At 39.3% G+C, this 26,563-nt stretch carries 24 protein-coding genes; 18 read left to right on the forward strand and 6 right to left on the reverse strand.

Features of this window, described 5'->3' with window-relative positions; translation table 11 throughout:
* Positions 1–52 precede the first annotated feature (52 nt).
* The 10 genes from rpmJ to ACYVFA_RS18490 all read left to right on the forward strand — a co-directional run bounded on the left by rpmJ (position 53) and on the right by ACYVFA_RS18490 (position 11,516).
* A complete protein-coding gene (gene rpmJ / locus ACYVFA_RS18445) occupies positions 53–169 on the forward strand; it encodes a 50S ribosomal protein L36 (RefSeq protein WP_015027349.1) in 117 nt (38 codons plus the stop codon).
* Between the two features lie 6 nt (positions 170–175).
* Entirely contained in the window at positions 176–550 is a 375-nt protein-coding gene (rpsM, locus tag ACYVFA_RS18450; protein WP_460473325.1) for a 30S ribosomal protein S13, read from the forward strand.
* Between the two features lie 110 nt (positions 551–660).
* Positions 661–1,056, forward strand: a complete 396-nt coding sequence (rpsK, locus tag ACYVFA_RS18455) for a 30S ribosomal protein S11 (protein ID WP_116982355.1) — start codon at positions 661–663, stop codon at positions 1,054–1,056.
* Positions 1,057–1,284: 228 nt separating this feature from the next.
* Positions 1,285–1,890 carry a 30S ribosomal protein S4 gene (gene rpsD, locus ACYVFA_RS18460; RefSeq protein ID WP_460473326.1) on the forward strand — a complete coding sequence of 202 codons (606 nt, stop codon included), beginning with the start codon at positions 1,285–1,287 and terminating at the stop codon, positions 1,888–1,890.
* A 121-nt stretch (positions 1,891–2,011) separates the two neighbouring features.
* Positions 2,012–3,001 carry a DNA-directed RNA polymerase subunit alpha gene (locus ACYVFA_RS18465; protein ID WP_460473327.1) on the forward strand — a complete coding sequence of 330 codons (990 nt, stop codon included), beginning with the start codon at positions 2,012–2,014 and terminating at the stop codon, positions 2,999–3,001.
* Positions 3,002–3,158: 157 nt separating this feature from the next.
* Positions 3,159–3,752: a bL17 family ribosomal protein gene (gene rplQ, locus ACYVFA_RS18470; protein WP_460473328.1), complete on the forward strand. Its 594-nt coding sequence runs from the start codon at positions 3,159–3,161 to the stop codon at positions 3,750–3,752.
* A gap of 352 nt (positions 3,753–4,104) precedes the next feature.
* Entirely contained in the window at positions 4,105–5,232 is a 1,128-nt protein-coding gene (locus ACYVFA_RS18475; RefSeq protein ID WP_460473329.1) for a hypothetical protein, read from the forward strand.
* A gap of 33 nt (positions 5,233–5,265) precedes the next feature.
* Positions 5,266–8,349: a T9SS type A sorting domain-containing protein gene (locus ACYVFA_RS18480; RefSeq protein ID WP_460473330.1), complete on the forward strand. Its 3,084-nt coding sequence runs from the start codon at positions 5,266–5,268 to the stop codon at positions 8,347–8,349.
* A gap of 393 nt (positions 8,350–8,742) precedes the next feature.
* The gene (locus tag ACYVFA_RS18485) at positions 8,743–10,494 is read left to right on the forward strand and encodes a T9SS type A sorting domain-containing protein (protein WP_460473331.1); all 1,752 of its coding nucleotides are present in this window, start codon (positions 8,743–8,745) and stop codon (positions 10,492–10,494) included.
* Between the two features lie 140 nt (positions 10,495–10,634).
* The gene (locus ACYVFA_RS18490; protein ID WP_460473332.1) at positions 10,635–11,516 is read left to right on the forward strand and encodes a glycosyltransferase family 2 protein; all 882 of its coding nucleotides are present in this window, start codon (positions 10,635–10,637) and stop codon (positions 11,514–11,516) included.
* Between the two features lie 80 nt (positions 11,517–11,596).
* Here the strand turns inward: ACYVFA_RS18490 and ACYVFA_RS18495 are convergent, their stop codons facing one another.
* The 3 genes from ACYVFA_RS18495 to ACYVFA_RS18505 all read right to left on the reverse strand — a co-directional run bounded on the left by ACYVFA_RS18495 (position 11,597) and on the right by ACYVFA_RS18505 (position 16,296).
* Positions 11,597–12,838, reverse strand: coding sequence for a hypothetical protein (locus tag ACYVFA_RS18495; RefSeq protein WP_460473333.1), 1,242 nt, complete (start codon positions 12,836–12,838; stop codon positions 11,597–11,599).
* A 155-nt stretch (positions 12,839–12,993) separates the two neighbouring features.
* On the reverse strand, positions 12,994–14,430 hold the full coding sequence (locus tag ACYVFA_RS18500; RefSeq protein WP_460473334.1) for a tail fiber domain-containing protein: 1,437 nt from the start codon (positions 14,428–14,430) through the stop codon (positions 12,994–12,996).
* A 384-nt stretch (positions 14,431–14,814) separates the two neighbouring features.
* Positions 14,815–16,296, reverse strand: coding sequence for a tail fiber domain-containing protein (locus tag ACYVFA_RS18505; protein WP_460473335.1), 1,482 nt, complete (start codon positions 16,294–16,296; stop codon positions 14,815–14,817).
* A 415-nt stretch (positions 16,297–16,711) separates the two neighbouring features.
* On the opposite strand from ACYVFA_RS18505, the gene ACYVFA_RS18510 reads away from it, so the two are divergent.
* The 4 genes from ACYVFA_RS18510 (at position 16,712) to ACYVFA_RS18525 (ending at position 21,699) form a co-directional block, all read left to right on the forward strand.
* Complete coding sequence (locus tag ACYVFA_RS18510; RefSeq protein WP_460473336.1) at positions 16,712–17,659, forward strand: Ig-like domain-containing protein; 948 nt, start codon at positions 16,712–16,714, stop codon at positions 17,657–17,659.
* 218 nt (positions 17,660–17,877) lie between these two features.
* A complete protein-coding gene (locus ACYVFA_RS18515; RefSeq protein WP_460473337.1) occupies positions 17,878–18,426 on the forward strand; it encodes an RNA polymerase sigma factor in 549 nt (182 codons plus the stop codon).
* Between the two features lie 11 nt (positions 18,427–18,437).
* Positions 18,438–19,952, forward strand: a complete 1,515-nt coding sequence (locus ACYVFA_RS18520) for a porin family protein (RefSeq protein WP_460473338.1) — start codon at positions 18,438–18,440, stop codon at positions 19,950–19,952.
* A 214-nt stretch (positions 19,953–20,166) separates the two neighbouring features.
* Complete coding sequence (locus ACYVFA_RS18525; RefSeq protein WP_460473339.1) at positions 20,167–21,699, forward strand: NHL repeat-containing protein; 1,533 nt, start codon at positions 20,167–20,169, stop codon at positions 21,697–21,699.
* A 79-nt stretch (positions 21,700–21,778) separates the two neighbouring features.
* Here ACYVFA_RS18525 and ACYVFA_RS18530 read toward each other — a convergent pair whose 3' ends face one another.
* Positions 21,779–22,294 (reverse strand): hypothetical protein, encoded by a 516-nt coding sequence (locus tag ACYVFA_RS18530; RefSeq protein ID WP_460473340.1) that lies wholly within the window; start codon positions 22,292–22,294, stop codon positions 21,779–21,781.
* Positions 22,295–22,471: 177 nt separating this feature from the next.
* Between ACYVFA_RS18530 and ACYVFA_RS18535 the strand changes: the two genes are divergently transcribed.
* A complete protein-coding gene (locus ACYVFA_RS18535; protein WP_460473341.1) occupies positions 22,472–22,897 on the forward strand; it encodes a hypothetical protein in 426 nt (141 codons plus the stop codon).
* 312 nt (positions 22,898–23,209) lie between these two features.
* A complete protein-coding gene (locus tag ACYVFA_RS18540) occupies positions 23,210–24,157 on the forward strand; it encodes a 3-keto-disaccharide hydrolase (RefSeq protein WP_460473342.1) in 948 nt (315 codons plus the stop codon).
* A gap of 88 nt (positions 24,158–24,245) precedes the next feature.
* Here ACYVFA_RS18540 and ACYVFA_RS18545 read toward each other — a convergent pair whose 3' ends face one another.
* Positions 24,246–24,704, reverse strand: a complete 459-nt coding sequence (locus ACYVFA_RS18545; RefSeq protein ID WP_460473343.1) for a hypothetical protein — start codon at positions 24,702–24,704, stop codon at positions 24,246–24,248.
* Between the two features lie 32 nt (positions 24,705–24,736).
* On the opposite strand from ACYVFA_RS18545, the gene ACYVFA_RS18550 reads away from it, so the two are divergent.
* On the forward strand, positions 24,737–25,123 hold the full coding sequence (locus ACYVFA_RS18550) for a VOC family protein (RefSeq protein WP_460473344.1): 387 nt from the start codon (positions 24,737–24,739) through the stop codon (positions 25,121–25,123).
* 131 nt (positions 25,124–25,254) lie between these two features.
* Here ACYVFA_RS18550 and ACYVFA_RS18555 read toward each other — a convergent pair whose 3' ends face one another.
* Positions 25,255–25,779: a hypothetical protein gene (locus ACYVFA_RS18555; protein ID WP_460473345.1), complete on the reverse strand. Its 525-nt coding sequence runs from the start codon at positions 25,777–25,779 to the stop codon at positions 25,255–25,257.
* A 259-nt stretch (positions 25,780–26,038) separates the two neighbouring features.
* Between ACYVFA_RS18555 and ACYVFA_RS18560 the strand changes: the two genes are divergently transcribed.
* Positions 26,039–26,563 (forward strand): hypothetical protein, encoded by a 525-nt coding sequence (locus ACYVFA_RS18560; RefSeq protein ID WP_460473346.1) that lies wholly within the window; start codon positions 26,039–26,041, stop codon positions 26,561–26,563.

The following is a 26,563-nucleotide window of genomic DNA, read 5'->3' on the forward strand; positions in this document are numbered from 1 at the left end:
AAGACTTTCGTACAAAATTCCCCTTCAGGGGTTAGGGGTGTGTTTTACTATTATGAAAGTTAAAGCATCAGTAAAGAAGCGCAGTGCTGAATGTAAAGTTATCCGCAGAAAGGGTAAAATTTACGTTATTAACAAAAAAAATCCGAAGTTTAAACAAAGACAAGGTTAATTATCTATGAGGATTGCAGGTGTTGACATCCCGGACAAAAAAAGAGGCGAGATCGCCCTTACGTACATCTACGGAATTGGTCGTAGCGCGTCAGTAAAGATTTTAGAAAAAGCTAACATTAGCTTAGACAAAAAAGCTGGCGAGTGGAATGACGCTGAAGCCAATGCTATTCGTGGTATTATTGGTGAAGAATTTACCGTAGAAGGTCAGTTGCGTTCTGAAGTGCAGCTTGCCATAAAACGATTAATGGATATTGGTTGTTACCGTGGCGTTCGTCACCGTAAAGGTTTACCACTTCGTGGTCAACGTACCAAGAACAATTCACGTACTCGTAAAGGTAAGCGTAAGACTGTAGCAAACAAAAAGAAAGCTACTAAGTAATCCCGCGTATCTGATTAAGATACTAAAGTGGATTTTACGAATTACGGGAGTAAAATCGAGCAGAATACAGGTATTTCTGTATTGCCAATCATTAAACACTGTTTGTTACAATGGCACAAGCTAAAAGAAAAGATAAAGCCAAAAAAAGAGTAGTAATCGTAGAGCCGGTAGGTCAAGTACATATCAGAGCTTCTTTCAATAATATCATTATCTCAATTACCAACAGCCAAGGCCAGGTTATTTCTTGGGGTTCGGCAGGTAAAATGGGATTCAAAGGTTCTAAAAAGAACACTCCGTATGCCGCTCAGATGGCATCGCAAAACTGCGCACAAGTTGCTTATGATGCAGGTATGCGTAAAGCAGAGGTTTTTGTAAAAGGACCTGGCGCTGGTCGTGAATCAGCCATCCGTACGGTACAAAGCACAGGTATTGAAGTGACTTCAATCACCGATGTGACTCCACTTCCGCACAATGGTTGTCGCCCTCCAAAACGCAGAAGAGTATAGTTTTAAACAGAAGAGTGAAAAAATTTAAACTAATGCCCGATAAATTTCGTTTATTTAGGCAATACCATTTAAAGTTTTCATTCTTCTGTTTCTTAATTTTTATAAATCAACCGAAAGTCCTTTAAAAAAAGGCACCGGAAGTAACACATAGCAGTGATTGCTATACATAAATTGATAGTTTGGACATTGGGGCTAATCAATTTGTTACTTCACTTAACTCAAACAAAAATGGCAAGATACACAGGTCCGAAAGTACGTATTTCGAGAAAGTTTGGCGAGCCGGTAATGGGCCCAAGCAAAGCTCTTAGCAAAAAAAATTATGCTCCTGGCCAACATGGTAAAGGACGTAAAGGTAAAAAATCAGAGTACGGTCAACAATTAATTGAAAAACAAAAAGTAAAATATACTTATGGTATATTAGAGCGCCAGTTTGCTCGCTTTTTCCACATGGCTTCGGTAAAACAAGGCCGTACTGGTGAAAACTTGTTGAAATTATGTGAAGCTCGCTTAGATAATACCGTATATCGTTTAGGTATTGCTCCAACACGCCGTGCTGCACGTCAGTTGGTTACACACCGTCATATCACAGTTGATGGCGAATTATTAAATATCCCATCATTTGTATTGAAACCGGGTCAGATCGTAGGTGTTCGTGAGAAATCGAAAGCCTTAGAAGCAATTACCACAAGTTTACAAGCTCGTAATGCCAAACGTTACAACTGGTTAGAGTGGGATAGCGCAGAATTTGCAGGTAAATTTATTAATTTCCCTGAGCGTGACCAGATTCCAGAAAACTTCAACGAGCAAGCAATCGTCGAGTTATATAACAAATAATATTAGTATAGTAAGTTGTGCCATTGCCGCGAAAATCGGTGGTGGCACAGCTACGTTTTTTTATTGGTGGGTATAGCTAACCTATCTTTTTCGTTAACGAAAACAAACACACTGCATACGTATGTCAATATTAGCATTTCAAATGCCTGACAAGGTCGTCATGGAAAAAGCTGACGACTTCCATGGCTTTTTCGAGTTTAAGCCACTTGAAAGAGGGTATGGTGTGACCATCGGGAACGCCCTACGTCGTATTCTTCTATCTTCGCTTGAGGGTTATGCAATTACGTCGGTAAGATTTCCGGGGGTATTACACGAATTTTCGAGCATTGATGGGGTTGTAGATGATGTGACGGAAATCATCTTGAACCTCAAAATGGTTCGTTTTAAAAAAGTTTCTGATTATGTAGATAATAAATTCACCGTCAGAGTAAAAAATCAAAGTGTATTGACTGCGGGCGACCTAGGTAAATTCACTCAGAGTTTCCAAATTTTAAATCCTGAATTAGTAATTGCCCGTCTGGACGATACTAAGGAAATAGAAATTGAAATAATAGTAGATAAAGGTCGTGGTTACGTTTCGGCTGAAGAACATAAGTCAAATGATTTACCAATCGGCTTTATTTCGGTTGACTCAATCTATACTCCTATCAAAAATGTGAAGTATAGCATTGAAAATACCCGTGTAGAACAACGTACTGACTACGAAAAACTTTTGCTTGAAATCAGAACAGATGGTTCAATCCACCCTGAAAGAGCTTTACAGGAAGCAGCTCATATTTTGATTCAGCACTTCTTGAAGTTTACAGACGAAAACATGGTATTTGATACCAAGAAAGATGACGAAGATAATATTGTTGACGAAGAATTCTTACATATGCGTAAGCTATTGAAGACTTCTCTTCAAGACCTTGATTTGTCAGTTCGTGCTTATAACTGTTTGAAGTCGGCAGATATTCGTACATTAGGCGACCTTGCCAGATTAGAGGTAGCCGACATGATGAAATTCCGCAATTTCGGTAAAAAATCATTGACAGAGTTAGAGCAATTAGTAGCTGATAAAGGTTTGCATTTCGGAATGGACGTGCAAAAGTATAAATTAGACGAAGATTGAAATTAAGTTCTTCCCCTCCTTATGCTGGTCATGCAGGAGGGGAATTTTTTGTATAATCGAAACCGCAGTATTCGAATAAAATAAATTACTAATCGTAATAGGTGGAATACCAAGACTGCGTAGGCTATTCTGACCGTTACTTACGAAAATTATTACAATGAGACACGGTAACAAAACCAATCATTTAGGTAGAACACATTCGCACAGAGATGCGTTATTGAAAAATTTGGCGATTTCATTGATTCAATACAAAAGAATCGAAACTACTTTGGCTAAAGCTAAAGAATTACGTAAATTCGTTGAGCCTCTGATCACCAAATCAAAAAACGATACTACGCACTCACGTCGTACAGTATTCTCTTATTTGCAGGATAAAGAGTCGGTTAAAACACTTTTTGGTGAAATTGCTGAGAAAGTGGCTACCCGTAATGGTGGATACACACGTATCATCAAATTGGGTACTCGTTTCGGTGACAACGCTGAAGTAGCTTTAATTGAGTTGGTTGATTACAACGAAGCATTATTGACAGCAGTAGAAGAAAAAACTACCAAAACACGTCGTAGCCGTCGTGGTGGTGGTGGTAAAACAACTACTGAAGCTACTCCGGTAGCAGCTGCGGATGAGTCATCAGCAGAAGTAGTAGAAGAAACTCCGGCAGCTGCTCAACCAGCAACTGAAGAAGTAGCAGATACTACACCAGCAGAAGATGCAACTCCGGCTTCAGAAGAAGAAGGTACAAAAGAAGCATAAGATTTGTTTCATACGTATACAGAAAGCCCCTGAGCAATCAGGGGCTTTTTTTGTTGGGCTGTGTGGCACACCCGCGCGGCGGCACCTATACTCGTCCGTGAAAGGGCGTGGCAGCATAAATTGGAACGAACGCAGGAAAAGGATGCCGCACGATTTGTGCTTTATTTTAACTATTGAATTCATTCAAAACTACGTCTATGCGTTTAACCCACATTCTCTACTGAAACACACCTGCAAAGTATTTCTTTCAAAATCCCCAAAATTTTTCTAATTGCTATCCAACCTTTTGTACGTATAGCCAGTCAATGCGGTATGTTGAATTGCAAAGCTGTGCATACACACAAAAGATAATATGGAAACAATTAATTTATGGTCGTTATTTAGCCCTTTAGAGTCCTTTTTAGACAAATTAATCTTAAGTAGTAAATACTGGAAAATCAGAATCGTATTTTTTTCCTGTCTGTTTAGTTTTACCTGGTTGTTTGTGTTTAATCAGGGATATATGTTTGAGAATTTCAAGTTTTTCTATGCCGATGTTATCCTGCATAATCCACAACCTAATTTTTATTGGAATAGCATCATCGAGCAAGGAAAAGCCCCGCTGGTTTTCCATCACCACGAGTCGGGTTCACACGAAGCCAACCGTATTTTCAGGCTCACTATTCCGATGATTGCCCATGTTTTTCACCTGAATAGCCTTGGGCTTTATATGCTGCAAGTAATGCTGGGAGCAGGCTTTCTATTGATGCTGGTTAATGTGCTGGCCAAAATTCTTGATGATAAACTGTTGACTTTCTATCTGTTCTTTGCCTTTGTGAATGTCTATGTAGGATCCTGTTTTTTCTTCAATTGTTTCGGACATGGAGATGGCTATACATTTTTCTTTATGCTTTGTGCGTTATTAGTAAGGCGGCCGTTGTTGATAACCCTGTTTTGTCAGCTGGCTTTCTGGTGCGATGAGCGGAGTATAGTGGCTTTTCTGACTTTGTGGTTGTTTCATCATTTTTTCTATAAGCTTAATAAAAAGGATTCTCTGAGAGTCCTTCTACTAATGGCAGGAAATGTGCTGTTATATCTGGTAGTAAGAATCTATTTATGGAAGACCTTCCACCTTGCCTCGGAAGATGTGGAGAATTTCAGTATTGATAGATATTTGTACTTTATCAATCTGACCAGCTGGTGGTATGGTAAGCGGATTTCGGTAGCAGTAGAAGGCTTTGCCTTGCTGATTATGGTTGTTTATCTTATTTTGTTTCATGATAAGCAATATCGCAAAATGTTGCTCGTCTTTGGCAGTTGGTTGCCCATAGTCGCTGTGAGCTTTCTGGTATGGGATACCGTGCGGACCTATTCGTTTACATTTTCGTTCTGGTTGATAGCCCTGATTATTATTAAAGAACGCGTAAATCCGATACAGTTAAAAGCGCTGGTGCTGATTGTTGCTTTTGTTAATTTATTGATTCCTATTACATTTCCATAGAGAATTGCTGCTTTGGTGGCTTGTTGTGAACTTATGAGGATAATTTTATTAGTCAGTCTTTTATTGAATTTCTATTCTATCTCTTTGGCACAGGATGGAAGTAATATCACTTTTGGTATAGGCGAAAAAATAAGTGTCGACCACGCTATAATTGACGCACAGGATAACCTCATAACCAGTGGTAGTTATACAAAAGATCATATAGAAAGTGATTTGATTATTGAATCAAAGCGATTTGTGGTGCCTAAAGCGGGTGCAAGTTTTATTGTGAAGTTCGATCCGAAAAAGACTATTCAATGGTTTCACTACATTACCAGCTATAATAAGCCAGAGATAAAACTCCTGAGCGACGATAGCAGCAATGTGTATATGGTAGGAGTATTTGAGCGTTTTCTGAACTTTGATGGTAAATCAACGTTTCTGGGCGGGCTGGATAAAGAAATTTTTGTGGCTAAATATACTGCTACCGGAGTTTTTAAGTGGATAAAAAGATATGGAGGAAATTGGGATGAATCTATTGGCAAACCTACGATTGATAAAGATGGAAATCTGTATCTAGTAGGTAAATTTCAAGGGAATTTTCAGGTTGAAGGAACGAATACAGTTGTTGACCCTGATGCTTTGCCTAAATCTTTTTTAATGAAACTGGATAGAAATGGGAAATTTGTATGGATGCACAAATTTGACGATACGAAAATTGTGGTAAAGGCAATTGAAGTGAATCAGCAGCAACAGTTGTTTATCAGTGGCACATTTACTGAAACAAGTGCTTTTGGTGCAGGCTTAAGTTTGGTATCTAATGGTAAACAAGACGTGTTTTACGCCCGCTGTGAACAGAATGGGGTAATAGACTGGTTAAAACAGACAGGAGGAGCAGCTGATGATGAATGTAATGATATAGCCGTAGATAATAGTAATTATGTATATATATCAGGTATCAGCTCAGGTAATACAGAACAGAGAAATCTTTTTCTGCTGAAATCCAATGAGGCCGATGGGAGTGTGGTATGGTCGAAAGAAATTACGACTAATCCAGATCAGGTTCCTACCTGGCTTCTGGCGAATGACCTGGCTATAAGTAAAAGTGGAGAACCCTATTTATTAGGCTTTGCAGAAGGTACTGAACTAACCTTTAATGAGAACATAAAGTTAACACAGCCTAATCAGCGATTTATATTTATGGCTAAATATGCGGCTGATGGTGAGGTTATTTATGTAGATAAAGAGCCTATTTTCGATCAGTTTGGGTATGCTACCTCAATGGCTTTGGATAGCCGCCGCAATATCTATCTTACTAATTTTTATGAGTTTAGTGGTTTTACTTATTCAATCTTAAAAAGAAAAACTGAACTGGATTCTAAAAACTGCACCAGCACCAGCGTAACCATTGCCAATGAGGAAAGTTGTAGTGGGCAAAGTATGAAGTTGTCAGAGAATGTGATTATACCAAAACACGACTTTAACTTTCAGTGGTATAAAGATGGAGAAATCATCAGACGTGCTACACAATCAAGCTATCAGGCTTCTCAGGAGGGGTATTATAGCTTAAGATTGATTAACAAGAATGATAAAAACTGTGAAGTAAAAGCTGATAATAATGTTCTGGTATCCTCAAAAGAAAGTTATGCCAATAAAACTACGGATATTGTATTTCATTATGATGTGCTTAACCCAAGGTTGTCAACTAATGGCGATAAAGACGAATGGTATCGAAATAACCAGTTAATCAGTGTTCCGGGAAATATCCTGAACAATCCACAGGATGGGATTTATAAAATAAAAAGAGTTGTACCGGGCTGCGGGATAACCATAGAGTCAAAGGAAATTATTGTGCAGGATAGCTACGGCATAGAACTACATAAAGAGAGCATAGACGGCTTAGGCAATCATTGCGAGCCATTTCCTTATTTCAGAATCGCTACCAATATTACCGGGGAGGGTTTATTGTATCGCTGGTTTTTAAACGACCAACTCATTCCTGATTCGACTGAAACACACCTGATGGCTGTGGCTTCAGGAGATTATCATGCCAGTATCATCAATCTGAATACAGGAAAAGTGTATGCCTCAAGCAAGTATAGACTAGACCGCAAAGATTATCTGCAAGCATTGCCGCTCTCAAAGGTTGAAAATGGCTGCGGCTCGGCAGCTGTGATTAAAATAGACGATGCCTTTGCCAACAAGTATCTGATTGAGGATATTACCTGGAAACTGAATGGGCAGGAATTACCTGCCGAGAAAAATCTGTTTATCAGAGCTGTAGCCAGTGGAGACTATACTTCGTCTGTCCGATACACCAGTTATTATTCAGATAAAGCCTCTTGTAAGTATAATTCCTTTACTCATTTTGAAAAGAAGCCTGATTTCAATGTAAATATTGGTTATGGTTATGCAGGCTCTGGCTGTAAAGTAGATTCGTTTAAGGTCTTTGTAGAAGCCAATCAGGGCTATACTTACGAATGGACTAGAAACGATACCACACTCACAAATAAGCGTTCGAATGAGATATTTATCAAAGATAAATCGATTTACAGGGCTTATGTGAATAGAGGCGACAGGTGTATTAAAGAAACTGATGAAATCAGTCTGGAAGGTTGCGCCTCAGGTGCATTTAACCAGTTTGTCTTGCTGAATCCTCCAGTAATTAGTGCAGAAAGAACCACTGTACTGGCGAATGAAAAAAGCTATATAAAGGCCGAGGGCTGTACGGATGTCAATTATCAATGGTTAAAAGATGAAATTCCGCTAACGGGGGCTACACAGGCCAGTCTGGAATTGCGACAGACCGGAACGTATAGCTTACAGATTGAGAAGTTTGGTTGTAAAGCAGTTTCAAATGCCATTGATATTATAGTAGAAAGCATCTTGTCAGAAGAAGGGACGGCCGAGATACGAATAAAGGCTTTTCCGAACCCGACTTATGAGAAACTGCAAATTGAATTGCCTGCAACAGGAAATGCCTCATTAACATTGCTCAGCAGTAGAGGAGAGGTGTTGAGAAAGGATTCTTTCACTAATACTACTATTGTAGATTTAAAAGGAGTGCCTGAGGGTGTTTATCTGTTGACGATTGAAGCCGGCAGGCAGCGATTTGTGAAGAAGATTGTGCGGAGGTAGGGCTTATGCGAAATCTAGGGCCCCGTGTTGCCAAACATCCACTGATTTAATCTGGCCTCTTAGCAGAAAATAATTGAGCAATCAATAAAATTGATACTAAATCCCAAAATTACGTATATATATTTTTCTTCCCTAATACAACCCTATCTAGCTATACGCTGTCATTACTTATAATATTTTAATCCAGATTCACGGATAAAATGAGTAATTTTATTGGTGAAACGGGTATGATAAATAAAATCTCCAAACCTTATTACCCTAAGTAAAAAAGCATTCGGTTTCATGAAGAGCGTACCATTGTACATATTTTTTTTGGTTTGTTTGTATCAGACAGCTGTTGGGCGTACTAGTGATGTTGATAGAAACATTAAGCGTTTTCTGATTGAAAAAACAATGGTTGATACCTGTACTATTCAGGCGTTCAGAATAGAGAAATCGGGAGATGTACTGCGGCCACTTGAACCGAGTGTATCAGAAAATGATTATACTTTTCAGTGGTATAAAAACGGAGATAAGGTTCCTAATGGTGCCAGAAAAACAATCCAGACAACTGAAGAAGGCTATTATATACTCCAGTTAACGAGCAAAACAAATCCTGCATGCACAAGGGCCTCGGCCAATTTTATTGGTATTTATGCGCCCGGGTCGGCATCTTCGTTAGGGCTTTTTCTTGACTACAAGACTAATCAGTTGACTACTACACGCACCATTCCCGGAAGTACGCTGGAATGGTTGAGAAATGGCGAAGTATTGGCCGGACAAAGCGCTTCCGCTATTAATTATCAGCCCGATGGGACTTATCAGGTGAAAGAATATTATCAGGGGATTATTAAGGAGTCAAATGAGGTCATTTTCTATGCAGGATTAGTGGTAGAAGTCATCAAGGATACTTTTTTTCAGTTAGGAGACCCTTGTCGGCCGGGCCCTTATCTGCGAACTACTTTTTTATCTGATATTCCGGTAGATTATCAATGGTATCTTAATGGGGTTCCGGTAAAAGATTCAACCAACAATCACTTCAATCCGGTTACAGTGGGTGAGTATCAGGTAAGTGTACATATTCCTGCCCGAAACAGAACCTATTTATCAGGCAAATTCAGATTAGTCCCTTCTGATTTCCCGAAGTCGTTACCTATAGCCAAAATTGACGACCTATGCAACGGGACTGCTTTGCTGAAAGTAGATGATGCCTTTATGCAGAAATATCAGTTTCAGCGTATTGTCTGGCGGATTGATGGGCAGGATATACCTAACGAAACCTTGCCGTATTATCGGGCAACCAAAAACGGCTATTATACTTTTACACTCAACTATCTGGTTGATTCAAAGACTGAGACTTGTACCTATAATTCTTTTATTGAGTTCAACAAGAAACCGCTTACTGACCTTAATCTGGGCTATGCCTATGCAGGTTCAGGTTGTGTGGTTGATTCTTTTAAGGTTTTTGTAGAGTATAATAAGAGTTATACCTATGCATGGAGCAGGAATGAAGTATTGATTCCGAATGCCCATAGCAACGAGCTATTTGTAAAGGATAAGGGCGTTTATAAAGCGATGGTCAATAAGGGAGACGGGTGTAGCCGGGAAACAAATGCAGTTACACTATCAGGATGTACAGGGCCTGATTCTAATCAGTTTTTGTTATTGAATCCGCCCATAGTTTCGACCGATAAAACAACCGTATTGGTAAATGAGGAAAGTTTTATTAAAGTCAATGGGTGTGCGAACGTAAACTTTCAATGGCTGAAAGACGCTGAACCTATTACGGGAGCCAATCAGGCTGATCTGGCAATTAAACAAAGCGGTATCTATCGGTTGCAGATTGAGAAACTGGGCTGCACGGCTATTTCAGAACCAGTGAAGATTGTGGTTGAAAATATCCTTTCAACTGAGTCTGAACCAGAGGTATTGGTAAGGGTTTTTCCGAATCCATTTGATGAGACGATTGTAATTGAATTGCCTGATGGGGTAAATAAACAAACGGAAATAAGATTGACGGATGTTGGTGGGAAGTTGGTAAAGAGCTGGGAGGTTAAGGGGAAGAAATCCAATCTGGATTTAAGGGAAATGCCTGCGGGCGTGTATTTTTTGAGTTTTGAGATAGGGAGAAGGCAAGTTGTGAAGAAGGTGGTGAAGGAATGGTAGGCGTTCGTTCCTTTCCCAATTATGCGTGACACCCACGAAGTGTCCAGATCTTTAATTTTTTCTGTCTTTCTTCAAATACCCCATCAATATATACTATTTTTACGGCTGATTTTCAAAAGCTACTCCGTATTCTATCAATCATGAGTGATATTTCTATTGTTATTCTGACTTACAACGAATCTGTACACATCAAAAGATTATTATCTAAAATTGCCGGATTGCAAGCGCCCGTTTTTATTGTGGATTCAGGTAGCACGGATGATACTGTGGCGATTGCCGAGCAATATGGAGCAACTGTGAAAGTGAATAAGTTTGAGAATCACCCAAAACAATGGGATTTTGCTTTAAGAAATTGCCGTATTACTACACCTTGGGTAGTGGGTTTAGATGCTGACCAGTATCCCTCAGACGAATTGCTTAATAAACTTAAGACGTTTTCGGATGCTTCTGTTCCGGCAGATGTAAATGGGATATATCTCAACCGACACAATTATTTTCAGGGTGAAAGGTTGAAATATGGAGGTTATCGAAATTTCTATATGCTGAAGATGTTCAGAAATGGCAAGGGTTGGTCTGATCTGAACGAAAACATGGATCACCGTTTTGTGATTGAAGGCAAGGCGATTATCTGGAAAGAGGTAATTCTGATAGAGGATAACCTCAAAGAACATGATCTTGATTTCTGGCTACATAAACAAATTCGCTATAGTAACCTGACCGCACAAGAGGAATTTCAGCGCAAAAAAGGGTTACGTGGACAAACTTTGAAGCCCAATCTTTTGGGAAGCCCGGATGAACGAAAGGCTGTTTTTAAAAAGATATGGTGGAATATGCCACTCTTTGTAAGGCCGATGATATACTTCTTCTACCGTTTTGTAATCCGATTGGGCTTTTTAGAAACCACCTCCGGCCGTACGTTCCATTATCTGCAAGGTTTCTGGTTCCGTTTTCTGGTTGATGCTAAGATCAGTGAAATGGAGAAGAGGGAGAAAGCAGAAAGAAACAAGGAAAAAGAGAAATAGAAAAGAAGTAGAAAGCAGAACAGAGAATGTTAAAGCCGAGAGTATCTCACGGCCCTAACGTAAAACTGTAAAGTCTTATCTTATTCCCCAAGCGAAGGAGTTTCAGTTTCTCCTGATGATAACTGGCTCAGGAAATATACAAAGTAGATACAAAGCCCCAGATACACAATCTGCAATAGATATTCAAGCACATTCAGCATAGTAAGCCCACTGAATGAATCGTAGTATTTCCCGCCTAAATAATACCAGAGTGATGGATGCACTGCTCCGATGATATTGAGCAGTATCAACACTGTCCATTGTCTGGTTCTGAAAGACTCACCAAAGAAATAGATTACCGGAAGCAGGATAGTATATAAATAATTCGGCAATGAATTTTTATGTACGATGATGGTAATCATATTGGTGAGTATAAAAGCAAAAAGTAACAATTTGGCTTCACTATAAGGTTTTAGATTTCTCAGATAATAGAACCCACCTCCCAGAATCATTAATAAACCTCCCCAGTTCAGTAGCTTGCTTTGCGGTTTTACGCCCCCAATAAACGGACTCAGAACACTCACCAGATTGGGTGCAAAAGGTAAATCGCCTAATTGCAGTGGGGCGAGGATTTTTTCGCCTACCAGATATAACATAATGGCAATAGAAGGAATGCCGACTATCAGCAAGCCAACGAGTATTTTGATGCGTTGTTTCGAAAATAGCAATAATAAGGCAATCGGAATAATCAACAGGATTTTGGTGCATAATATCCCAACGCCCAGTATCAGGCCAATAGGCAAGGCATTGCCTGACTTTCTGAAACCCCAGATAGCCAGCGCGATGAATAACCATAGAAAAATATCCTCTTGTCCACCGAAAATCAGAAAGATAAATGGTGCTGGTAATGCCAGATAAAGAACGATATAAAAAACGGTGTATTTATAGCTGAATAAGGCTTTGGTGATATAAATGGCTATCAGTTCGTAAATCATCATCAGGAAGATGATAGATTTTGGCGAATCGACAATAGCTAGAGTAATGGCATTGAGATAAGGGAAAATTGGTGAATAAGGTTGCCAGAAATCTCGGTAGACCATGAGACCATCTAATGCCAGTTTGGCTGTATCATAGAAAAAGATGACATCAGATTTGACTGCAAAATTCAGGATGATATACACAATACCAAAAGGTAGGAGGCGTAGGCCAACCCATGCACTAATGATGGAAAGCTGACTGTTTGTTGAAAAGAAACCATTGATTTTTTCTTTTTTAGCCAATAAAATAATAGTAATAAGACTTAAAAACAAAGAGATAGCTAGTTTCCCTAAAACGACAGACATCGATGCGTAAATGTTTATTTGGTTCGCAAAGGTACGAGGGAAATATTACATTTAGAAGAATTGAGTGATTTAGTGAATGAGTGATTGTGAGATTAGATAATAAATAGCCTTCGGCTTAGCTTAGGCGAAACCGAAGGTCACAACTATCAAAATTTTTACTTACCTGTATTCAGTTTCGGCATTTGTGCCTCAAGGGCTTCCAATCTTGCTGAGAAATCAGATTTAAGTTCTTTCAGTTTTTTATTCAACTCCTCATTCTCTTTCGCCAATTGTTGAATGGCACTGATGCCCAGCATCGAAATGGCTTCATAATCTACACTACGGAAATCGTTTACTTCGCGCCCATAGACAAAGATTTTATCTGTGGCGTGTGGCCAGTCTTTTACGGTGAAAGTATTGCCCGATACTTCAATGACTTCGGCTATTATTTTACCTGCCGTTGGATGAATAAACTGAAGTCTTTCTCCAGATTTTATCTGATAGCTTTTTGATAGTGAGCATTGCAAGGTTTTATTGGTTTCATTAAAAACAGTTTTTTGAGTTAAGGCATAAATATCTGGTACAACGTCAGTTCCTTTGTTTATAGCTTGTGGGAAGACCTGCTCTACCTGCTGGGCTATTACTTTTTTATATGATTTATTGCCATACTGAACCTGATCTTTCATGGTATAATCAGTTATCTGCAAAGCCTTAAGGGTTTCTAAATCTTTGACCGAATTGCTGATGCCGACAATGTTTTTAATGCGGGCATCTGAAACTGCAATGAATTGAGTGGCTAAAACACCAGTTTGTGAATAGATTGAAATATCGCCGTTGCCGCTAGAAAGATTGCCAAGCAAAGGCTGACCATTGCCGGGATTCATTACGAAGTAAGCAAAAGGGGCTGCTGCTTCTGATGAGCCCGTCACATCCAGCGGGCCTCGCGGCGTAGTAGTATTGATACCTACCCGACCAGAAATACCTGTATTGAGACCAGGTGCCAGTATCATGTCGGTGGTAGATGTAATGGTAAAGGCTGTATTTGACTGGGAAATTCCGGTTGATTTTGTGCCATTACCTATCGCAAATGCATTGTTCTGAAACCCCGGTGTACCTAAGCTTCCTATCTGTAATCTATTAGTAGGGCTCGAAGTACCAATACCGATATTGCCTGTATTTTTCTGTATAAATAGTTGAGATGGCCCATTATTGGTTGAGAAATTCAGGTCATGGTCACTATAGGTCTGAACATAGGCACTACCTTCAGTTGTGTAAAGTCCGACCCGGACACTACCATCAAGGCTTTCCTGAACAATGCCTTGCCCATCGAATTTTACCGTTAGAGGCATCGCAGGTGAGGAGGTTCCAATGCCCACGTGGCCAGTGTTTGTCTTATAAATATCCAGTCCGTTTTGTGCCCAGCCTGTTCCTGGAGTATTGATAAGTGATACCCACAATGTGCCATTCCAGTATTGGAGCTGATTCGTGCCATTGTTATAGACAACTGTGCCTTTGGTAGGATTGGTTGTGGTAGTGGCTAAAGTAACAGATTGTGCTTTTGAAACGCTATTGATATAAATTAAGGTAATAAAAAGTAGAGTGATTTTTTTCATGTGCGTGAGTGATGGAATTAAAACGATAATATACTCATAAACTTTAGCGTAAATGATTAGGTTTTGATAAAATTGAACATAATTTACTAAGTGGTTATTTTATTGGGTAATGAAGTGCTGCCTTGCAGAGACTATATAAAATCGGAGAATCGCATTGCTATATTTCTACCAATGATGAAGAGTCTTAGAAATTTGCCTTGGCTATTATTTACCTGTGGGTAATTTAGGTGATTGTGTTTGAAGAGCTGCTTCAAGCGGTTCCAGTCTGGCAGATAATTGCTCGAATTTTCTGCCTGTATCCTTATTTTTTAGCTTTCAGCTCCTCATTCATAAAAACGGAGTAGTAAAGAAAAGTCTTTTTACTAGTGAATTTTTTTTTCATGCTTATTTTCCAGTTGGGGTTTTCGGTGTTTGCGCCTTGTCGGCTGCCTTATTGGTGATCTCAAGGGCTGATTCAATAGTGGCTAGTCTGGCAGAAAAATCGGCTTTGAGTTGCTCAAGTTTTTTAGTTAATTCATCATTCTTTGTTTTCATCTCCGCTGCTGTGGCGCGTATATCTTCATTCTCTTTAGCCAACTGCTGAATAGCACTGATGCCTAGCATCGAAATGGCTTCATAATCTACACTACGGAAATCGTTTACTTCGCGCCCATAGACAAAGATTTTATCGGTTGGGTGCTGCCAGTCTTTTACGGTAAAGCTACTATCAGTTACTGCAATTACTTCGGCTTTTACTACTCCTTCTTGCGGGTGAATTAATTGTATTTTTTCACTGGTCTTTATATTGTATGACTTGTCTAGAATACAAGTAAGAGTCTTGTGCGTTTCGTCAAAAACAACCTTCCTGGCAAGTACATATATATCAGGCACCACGTCGGTTATCTGACTTACCGCTTGCGGGTATACCTTTTCTACCTGTTGAGCAATTACCTTTTTGAAAGTTTTATTGCCGTGCTGTATCTTGTCTTTCATGGTGTAGTCGGTTATTTGCAAAGCCTTGACAGTTGCTAAATCCGTTGCTGAATTGCTGATGCCGACTATAGTTTTGATTCGTTCATCTGAAACTGCAATAAACTGATTTGATAAAACAGATTCCTGAGAATAAATTGAAACACCTGCGTTACTAGAAGAAGTATAAGTGAATGTGGCTGCTCCGTTGTATTCGCGAAAGAAAGCAAAAGCCATGTTTGCGGTAAGTGAATAACTCCTGACATCTAATGGGCCTCTTGGTGAGGTAGTATTTATTCCTACTCCACTTCCACCCGCTGGATATAGAATAATATTCTTAGAAGCATACATGGTAAACCCAGCGCTTGACTGGTACATCCCTGTGGCTTGTATTCCGTTGCCAATAGCAATATCATAACCAGAAATACCTGATGAGCCAGTTGGTCCGACTTGTAATTTGTTGTAGGCCTGGTTTACATTAATACCCACATTCCCATTCCCATCGCTGGGTTTTAAAATAATATTTGTGTTAGAACCAATCGTACTTGCCTCATTAGACTGATATAATCCGGTAACGGATGTTCCGTTACCAAAAGCCAGATGATTACCCGCATAATAGCTTGAACCCATTGATCCAATTTGTAACATATTAACAGGATTGGTGATACCGATGCCTACATTACCGCTATTAGATTTATAGATATTGGTTCCGCTTAATGCCCAACCTGTGCCGGAGGCGGCATTGGTAACAGGTATCCAGGCAGAGCCATTCCAGTATTGGAGTTGGTTGGTGGTGTTATTATATACAACAGTGCCTTTGGTGGGGTTAGCCGTAGTAGTAGCTAGTGTAACCGATTGTGCCAGAGAAAGCTGACTTTGCAGCAAGCAGACGCTAATGAGTAAAAAGATTTTTTTCATGGTTAATTTTCAGATGTGAATTGGTTATAAACATGTAAATCAGGTTTTGTTACCTGACTGCTTATAGTATTAAAGTCTGAAATGTAGCCACTAAAACCCGATAAGCGGGTAATCAATCTTCAAATCTTTCTAAGTGGTAAGAGGCAAAAGAGAACGGCGGATGAGGAAGGAATGAATATGTGCAAGGGCATTTAAAGTCCAGTATAATGTTCTGGCGACAATCAGGCAATTGTTCTAAAAGATTTATTTTAAAGTAATATGTGCATCTGATACTCACCAGAAAACGCTTTCTTTGAGGAGAAAGAAGAACCTTCCCGAATAGATTTATATAAATCTGAAAAAAAACAAAGATTTTTTTAACTTTATTCCAACCTTTTTCAATGTTTGGCAGTCAAGGCTGTAATTAACCAAAAAGATGCTTCGGAAAATACATATACTATTATTAATGTTTGCAGTTATTTCTTGCGATGTCGCCAAGGAAGATACCATACCGCCGGGAATCGTAGATGAGAATCCGGCCAATATCTTCTATACTTTGCAGGAGAATAATCTGACTATTGACCCCACTGCGTTTGCTGAACTAAAAGAAGCTACTTCTCTTTCGATTAGTCAGTTACCTAAGCATGGTGAGGCAAAATTTATCCAGAACGGATTTATTTTTTATCATGCTACTGATAAACTGGCTACATCAGATGCTTTCTCTGTTGAAGGTAAAACTTCAACCGGAGGAAGCATCACAGAAGAGGTCAGGATCAACTTCGTCAGCAATCCAGCAGAGCTGCCTTGTTATGCCGGAGCTTTAGGTGATAATGCTAAGGCTGAACCGGAAAAAGTAGTTGAAGTTAACGTATTGCTTAACGATAAAACCTGTAGCTCGTTTGAGAGCAATTCGTTGACAATTGAGATTCCGCCTAAATACGGGAAAGTAGAAGTAGTGAACCAGAAGATTGTGTACACGGCAGCCAAAGATTATGTAGGCGACGATATTTTCTTCTATCGGGTGGGTATTAATACCAAAAAGAATCCTGTGGCTTCGGTAGATATGAAAATCACTGAATCAAATGAATGTACCAGTGGTATTGTTGATGACATTATTAATATCCTCAGCTATACACCTAATACCGAATTGCAACTCGATGTTTTGCAGAACGATAAACTATGTGCACTATACAAGGATGCTGAGTTAAAAATTGTGACAAACCCAACTGTAGGAACGCTCAGAATTGACAAAACCATGGGTACCCGGCCGATGATTTTGTATAAATTAACAGCAGCCTACAAAGGCCAGCAAAGTTTTGAATACGCACTGTATCGGTCAGACAAGCTTTTTATTAAAGCTAAGGTAACGGTGAACTTTAATTAATTGTGAATTAGTGAATTGCGAATTAGTGAATAGGAGCGATTCATTTTAATTAATTAAATATAGAATACTATGGTTGGCATGGAATACTACTAAACACGATTATTTGTTTTTCATAATAACTGAATTATTCACTAATTCGCCATTCACCATTCATAATTAATTTCCGCCCAGCGGCCATCTAAATAAATTATTATTAGCCTCGATTTTTACCAGCTTTTGTGCAAACAAAAAGTGACCTTGAACTCCTAGAAGGGTGCTTACGAAGAGATTCCAAAGCACAAGCGGCTCTTTACCATCAGTATAAGGGTCGCTTCTTTGGTATTTGCCGAAGGTATGCACAAAATAAGGAAGATGCCGAAGACATTTTTCAGGATGCGTTCGTGAAGATTTTCCTGAACCTGAAAGAGTTGCGCAGTGCCGACCAGCTGAGTGCGTGGATCAGGCGGGTTGTGGTAAACGTGTGCATAGACTACTACCATAAACGCGTCAATTTTGTAGATATAAGCGAAATACCGGAAGCGATGCCAGCCGACTGGCAGGGCGAATCGGTGATTTCGCAGATGAGTAATCAGGAATTATTAAGTGCCGTAAACGAGCTGCCCGATGGCGCCCGGATGGTGTTTAACTTATATGTGATTGACGGCTATAGTCATCAGGAAATAGCAGAGATGATGAAGATTTCGGAAGGTACTTCTAAATCCCAACTGTTCTTTGCGAAGAAAGTACTTAAAAAAAAATTACAGACCATTGGAGTAGCTATTGATTAGCTGAGTAAAAGATGGAAAATTTTGATGAAAACTTAGAAAATGAGTACCGGAGGCGTTTCGAGAATTTTGACGAAATGCCCGACGATGCTCTGTGGGCAAGTATTCAGGCACGTATTCAGCCTGAAAAAGAAAGACCATTTGTAGTCTGGTGGACACAGATGCGTGGCCCGATTGGCATGGCAGCAGCCGTATTGCTCGGCTTGCTGATAGGAGTCTATTTCTTTATTAAATCGGATGATACTCAACAGCTGGGAGATTTACCTGCTAAACCTGACACGAGCATATCGCAACCCAAAAAACCTGACGTAACCCAAAAAGATAATACAACCACAGCCAATACTGAGGAAGATAAAAAAGCCGGTATTGCCGCTGGTAACAAGACTGTTAATCCTGGTTCTCAGACTTTAGCCTCAACAAAGGATAATCAGAACAAAAAAGGCACTCGTGTCGGGTCAGAATCAAATCTGAGAAATACGCTGGCACCAGTAAGGAATAACGAAGCCATTGCACAGACACCTGTTGAGAAGAAAGCAATAGAAAAAGAAGAAAACAAGCCGGTTATCGCAGCGAATCCGACAGTGTCTGAGCCAAAAACAGAAATTCCGGTTGTAGCAGAAAACAAACAGGCCGAAGAAGAAAAAGCCATACTGGCACAAAATGCCGAAAAGAAAGCGATAGCAGAAGAGAAAGGGAATGAGACGAAACTAGCAGTGAATCCAACGCCTGAACAACCTGAAGCTACCGTGTTGGCGCATGAAGATAATCAGGGGTTTGGCGTAAAGGATACCTTGTTTCAAAGCATTCATATCAATACGCTGAATGGAAAAGAGGCACAACAGATGGCTGTGACTGGCAAGAAATTAGAAGCACCAGCCTTACCAGAACCTGAGATGCCAATGATGATAGAAGAAGAAGGCCGCAGACTAAGATTTATTCCGCCAACGGAAGTGTTTGCCAATGTGACCTCAACTTTGAGTTATTATATGTTTTCGCCGAATAAAGGTGACAATATAATGGTGAATAACTTTAGCAGCTCTTCGCAACGATTAGGCTTTGCCGGACAATTAGGCTTTGTGTATCCGATTGCCAGAAAAATGGATTTACGTACGGGCCTGAGCTTCTTCTCAGGTAAATCAAGAATCAGCTATGGGGTAACAGATGATGCACAGAAGAGCGTGACGGTAGTGAACGATAATTCGGTGCAGATTAATCCGGGTAAATCTACACAGAACGAAAACAGAAACTGGCAGTATTTTGAGCTACAAAGTGATGTGCTCTATGAAACCAGAAAAATGCAGGCAATATCATTAGGGATGAAATTCGGCATACAGACTTCTGCCATGAATAAACCGTTGCTACAGGCACGTGTGGGTTATCGTGTAAGCAAAGCCATCGCCGACCACTGGGCTTTATGGCTGGAGCCAACTATCTCAGTTTCTCTATCTTCTCATCATGCCTTGGGCGATTTATTTATGTATCGCACCACAGGATTAGGGTTGAATATGGGGGTTAGTTTATTGAGATAGGTATTGGACAACTAATTGTGAATTACGAATAGCGAATAGATAGCTTTCTGTCGGGCATAGCTATAAACAACCTCAATCAAAAACGTATTATCGGGTAATAGCAGGTGTATTCATCTATACATCATGATGGATGAACTATGCCCGTTTAGCAATAAATCATCGTAATAAAAGATATATTTCTCAAATATCGTATTCCATCCAATAAAATTATCTTATGAAAAAACTCTTCTATAGCTGTGTACTGATTATTTTATTTATTCAGGTACAAGCGCAGAATGTAACCATTACACCTGACGGTATTACGCCAGTGGTTACTCATCCGCGCATCAGTTATGATGCCATTCTGGCTTTGCCAAATCCGCAAGAGGGAGATCTGGCTTATGATACTACCTTTAAATGTCTGCGGGTGTATTCTGATGGAAAATGGCTTTGTACTTATCAGGATCCGGCGAATTATACGCCTAATATGACAGCTCTGGTGTCGGTAAAAGGGCCTATGTTTGAAAATAACCCAAGCATAGGAGTAGATGCCCTTGGCAATTTCTATATTCTGGGTATGTATTCGGGTTCAGTTACTTTCGGGACAAATACATTTACCTCTTCAGGGCATAGTGATATGTACATAGCAAAGTATAACAAAAGCGGAGCTTTACAATGGGCACAGTCGGCAGGTGGAGCGAGCGGAGAGCTTGGTGCAGGCATAGCAGTAGACGCTAATGGCAATGTTTATATCACTGGTGGTTTTCAGGGGACGGCTACCTTTGGGACAGGCAGCGTTACTTCCGCAGGGAGTCTTGATATTTTTGTGACCAAGTATAATACCAATGGCGTTTTTCAGTGGGTGCAATCGGCTGGTAGCACGGGTGATGATGTGGGCGGAAGCATTGCTTTAGATGGCAGCGGTAATATCTATCTCACAGGCTACTATACAAATACTGCTACATTCGGCACATTCTCTGTGAGTTCACAGTCTTTTAGTGCCGATGTGTTTGTTGCCAAGTGTAATACGAATGGTGCTTTTCAGTGGGTAAAATCGGCAGGTGGTGCAGGCAGTGATTCAGGTGCAGGAATTGGGGTAGATGCTACCGGCAATATATATGTGACCGGGAGTTATGCGGCTATTGCCACCTTTGGAGGCACTCAGGTAACCTCTAACGGCAATCTTGATATTTTTCTGGCTAAATATGATAATAGTGGTGCTTTTCAATGGGTAAAGTCAGCCGGAGGAACCAGCTATGACAGTGGAGCTGATCTGGCAGTAGATAGTGAAGGGAATATCTATATTACGGGCAGCTACTGGGAAACGATAAGTTTTGGAACAAATTCTATTACCTCTCAGGGGTCAAGAGATATTTTTATTGCCGGATATGATGGTAACGGGAATGCTATCTGGGCAAAGTCGGCAGGAGGAACACAGCTTGAAGGGGCATGGGGCATTGCTGTAGACGAGGCCGGGGTATATATCACAGGCCATTATTCAAGCCCGGTTTCATTTGGATCAAAAACTATTACACCAAACGGCACTCAATATGATATTCTGGTAGCCAAATATACCAAATCTACGGGCAATTTTGCCTGGGTACAGACAGCAGGTGGCGCTGGAAAAGATGAAGGCACCGGTATTGCTGTCGACAATAGCGGTAATGTATATGTTATCGGTAATTTTGCCGGAACAGCAACATTTGGCAAAATCACCAAAACAGCAATAGCTAACTGGGATGTTTTTGTGGCGAGGATTGATAAGTAAGGTAGTGGATTGTCAAATGCTGAAATAGGTTTTGTAAGCCCGTTTCAGCTTTTGAGGATATGCTTTACCTTAAATTAATTCAATTGAAGATCTTTTTTATAACAGAATCTCTTTTGATTATAAACGGGCTGTAGGGGAAAAGAGGCACTTCCAGTTTTTTGAGGATACTATTTTTTCTGACAAATGCTCTGTCATTAAAATCGTAAATGATAGTAAGGTCACTTGTTTCTTTTGATGAAAAAGAGTTAATATAAATTCTCCGTTCGTTTGATACAATTTTCAAGGTGTCGTTTAACTTCCTTTCATATGATACAGTACCATATACTTCTGCTATATCGCCTTGAATTCTGTATGGAAAAATACCTTCTGGCACTGAATCATTGAAATATTCTACATTAGTTGACAATAATTTTAGCTGCATAATACCAAAAGAATGGTTATTTGTTCGTTTCAAATCTGTTACCAGACCCTCAAACTCGATATTATTATGCAGGTATTTGTCGAACTTTTTTTGTTGTGCCTTATATGAAAATATTTGCCAGCATACCATTCCTATAAATAGTACCAATAAAATTATATACCGGATGAAACCCATGAGAAGAAAGGATAGATATTAGCTATCACAACATTGGTAGCTTTTTTATTCTGTTTCAAATGTAAGAAAATTCATAGTATATTATGTGAAATTTGATAGGTAAAGTGAGAGAGCACCGCATATCTTTAAACCTATGAAAAACAAATATCTTTCATAATACTAGCTGCATTAGGCAGTATGGCGCTGTTACTCTCCTGCAAAGAAGAGATTTCGACAAACCAGAAATATATAGGTATCTATGATGGGTATGATAAATTCTGGGGGATTCCGGGGCAAGATGCAAATGGAGATTTTCCACCGGGTCTGGGAAGAGTTGCGTTACGAACGGCCAACAAGCAAGAAGTATCTGTAACAGTCTATGAAAACGTAGGCCGAACCCGGGAGTTTCCTCGTTGTGAGATATTGCCTATTGATACCACCGGAAATATCTATCAATACTATGCCCGGGTTATTGAAAAAACTAATAATAAAGAAATCGCCAAAATCAGACAGGGGTACCTTGGTAGCGCCTCTCAGCGGGAAGAAAGAATCAGAATAGACCTTGACATTACCGTAGAGCAGAACAGGAATATTTTTTATTATGCTGTGAAAAGGAGGGATTAGGGCTTTATATGATATTCAGTTCGTCATAATGGACTTTGAGGATACGGCCATTTTTTAATGCTTATGACAATGCAAGAGTTTATATGGAAGATAGGCTTAACCCCAAGAGTAAAGCTTATAGACCGGATTAAATCTAATCCTTTCAAAAATCTCACCAGGCAAATGGAAGCAAACTCAATTTTCAGCAAATAAAGAATAATTATTGATTTAAAATGAGCATTTTTGTTTCGAAAACTTTAATTCCCTAAAATCATCCATTTCAAACAATAAATGTATTATTTTAACACCCAATTCAACCAAAAAACGTTTAAAATGACTACTCGATTTCAAAAGTTTGCCAGCATTTTCTGCTTTATTATTCTTATAGGCCAATCGGCATTTGCGCAATTGGCTCCTATCAAACATATTGAAGGCCGTTGGGATATTACCATCACCAAACCAGGAGGTAAAACTTCTCCTTCATGGCTAGAAGTGAATCACTCGGGCGTGAAATACCTGAACGGCTATTTTGTGGGTGACGGCGGTAGTGCCAGACCAATCTCACGTATCAACTTCGAAGGTGATAAAATGTCGTTTTCTATTCCGCCACAGTGGGATGCTGCTGAAAAAGATTTAGTAGTAGAAGGTACGCTAAAAGATGATAAACTCAGCGGAACGATGAACACGCCTAAAGGTGAAACTTTGAGCTGGACAGCAGTGCGCGCACCGAAACTCAACAGCACGAGAGAGCCAGCGTGGGGAGCGCCTATCAAATTGTTTAATGGTAAAAACCTGGATGGATGGGAAGCGACAGGTGCTACCAACCAATGGATTGTAGAAAACGGTATTTTGAAAAGCCCGAAATCAGGGTCTAATCTTCGTACTACCCGTACATTCAACGATTTTAAATTGCACGTAGAATTCAAATATCCTGAAGAAAGTAATAGTGGGGTTTATCTGAGAGGCCGTTACGAAGTACAGGTGACTGATAGCAAAGGCAGAGACCCATTGAAAGACCAACTGGGTGCAGTATATGGCTTTATTGCTCCGTTGGAAATGCCAGCAAAATCGGCCGGAGAATGGCAGAGTTTTGATATTACGCTGGTGGGTAGGGTAGTAACCATTGCTTTAAATGGCAAGACGATTATCTATAAAAACGAAATTCCGGGTATTACGGGTGGCGCTTTAGATAGCAACGAAGGCGAGCCTGGCCCAATCTTCTTCCAGGGAGACCATGGTCCGATTGAGTATAGAAATATTGTGATTACGCCTGCGAAGTAATTGAGGTGGATTCCATGGAGGTCTCGTCTTAGAATAGCTTTAAATATATCTATTCTAAGACGAGATTTCTATTTTAAGGAAGCAAATCTCAGGTACTATGATCAATGGTTGTCGTCAGAAACCATTTCCCATTTATTAGCTCAAAAATATAATTAACATCCACACCTGTTTCATCTATTGTGATATTGAGAATATATTTTTTGCTGTGTTTTCTGGATACTTTCTTTATGTAGTCCTTTCTAATTAAATCAGAAAACTCCCACTCTCCTTTCTGAGTAATTTTGATTGTTGGTTTGTCAGTGTCAATTTCATAATATTTACTGGTGAGAGGATATTTAATTCTGGAAAGCTGAAAATCTTTTTCGGTGCAAAACCTTTTCAGAAAAGTATTAAAGTCTTCAGCCTTTACCTGAATATTGCTTACCTGATTATTCCTGTTATTCCGTTCATTCGTATCAAATCCACGGGTTACAAGAGAATAAACTATTATTACTAGAATCAGTTTATTGTACATTGAGATTTCGTTAATGGAGTTTAGCTTTTCCATAAACTTACACAAATTATAAAACCTTCAAACGCATGAAACCAAAAAAAATCTGGGCTAATTTCGGTGTACAGGATTTAGAACGTACCACACAATTCTACAAACAACTTGGTTTTAAATCAAACGGAGCTTCTGACCAACTGACGAGCTTTTTCTTTGGCGAAGAAGACTTTATTATCCATTTCTTTTTGAAGGAGGTACTGGAACCTAATACAATGGGCAAACTCATTGATGCAAAGGCTGGTAATGAAATTATCTTTACCATTTCGGCTGATACGAAAGAAGAGGTTGATGCCTGGGCAGAGGAAATACAAGAAGCCGGAGGAACGCTCGTTTCAAAGCCAGAGGCCTTTGGAGAGGGGTATTATGGATTTGTATTTGCCGACCCAGATGGACATAAATTTAATGTATTTCATATGTAAAGTCTGGCCCTGCCAAAGCTTCAGACAAACTTAAGGCAGGGCTATTTAGATGAACCTCAGAAAATCTGGATTTTGAAAGTGAGTAGTTTTTCTGGTTATCAGAATTCGGTTTTTCGTTACTAAAACGGGTCTTATTTCTCTTTATAAAAGAAAGCAACTATACCAAATCTGACAAAGAAAGCTACAAATATGCCAGGTATGAATGGGATGAGCAGTTCAAAGCTAATATAGTGTTTTCTATCACCAAAATAGACATAAGAAATTATCATAAATATAATAGCCCCAACGAAATGGCTTATTATACCTGCCATAGGTTTTTCCGGATAACTATAATATCCTGTGATACCAGATACTACCAATGCAAACAATATCACTGCGGGATTCTGCATAGCAGCTGCTATCACTGAGATTATAAAGCTTATACCGATTGTTATTTCAATTCGCTTTTGCTCTTTTTCTTTATGCACTACTTGTCTATCACCCTCTTCTTTCTGGTATCGCATAATGCGCTTAACCCAGATGATGGCTTTGTCTTCTTCTATTCCGGCGGCTATTAAATCTCTTACCACCTGCTCGGGCTTATATTGCTGAACCAGGAGTTTATTCTGGGCTTCTGCTAATAATTGTTTGTTTTTAGTCTCAGTGTTTTCTTCCATAGTAGGGTATTGCAAGGTTATTCGGTCTAAAATAAGAAAGGCTTATGTGGTAAATAAATGCGGAAGAGTAAAATAACAAAAAAACCAAGAGACTTTGAAGAAAACGGAGGTGATTAATGCTGGTAAGGTTTATGAACACTTAGGTAGGAGGGAGAGGGATTGTTTAAATCGAAAACTAAATTTATATTTAGAGAATGTATGTTGATATTGTTGATTACAACGGTTTTAAATGAGAGGTAACAATTGAACCTAAAGAATTATGGAAAATAAAGAAGCATTCTTATTGAGTATATTAAATAGCTACCAGCAAAGGTCTTTGTCTGACGTTCGTTTAATTGATCTGGAGATTGCTTATTTAAAAAGAATATCTAAAGCTTATGCATGGAATCAATTGACAGATGAAGAAAAGCAGGATTCCCGAAAAAGACGAATTGAATTATTTGTTAAAAAAATCTATAAAGACGACACTAATCAATTTGTAGATTATGAAGTATCGGTAGTTAAATTGTATGATGCAATAGTGGAAGCATTAGGAAGTCTGAAAGGTATCTATGAAAATGATTTTATACTGACCAGGTTATACGCAACATTATTTATTGAAAAGGAGCTAATAAATGACCAAAATCAAATATTTAAAATAGTACATATTGATAAGCAGCTAATTGATAATCTTTTTTCTGTACTAAAAACTGTTAGCATATACGAAAATCTGGGTTTATCTGTTTTAGAGTCCTCTTTTCAGGAAATGTATAAATTATTGCCAGAGAAACCGTATAGGATATAA

This window comes from Emticicia fontis (assembly GCF_054779675.1).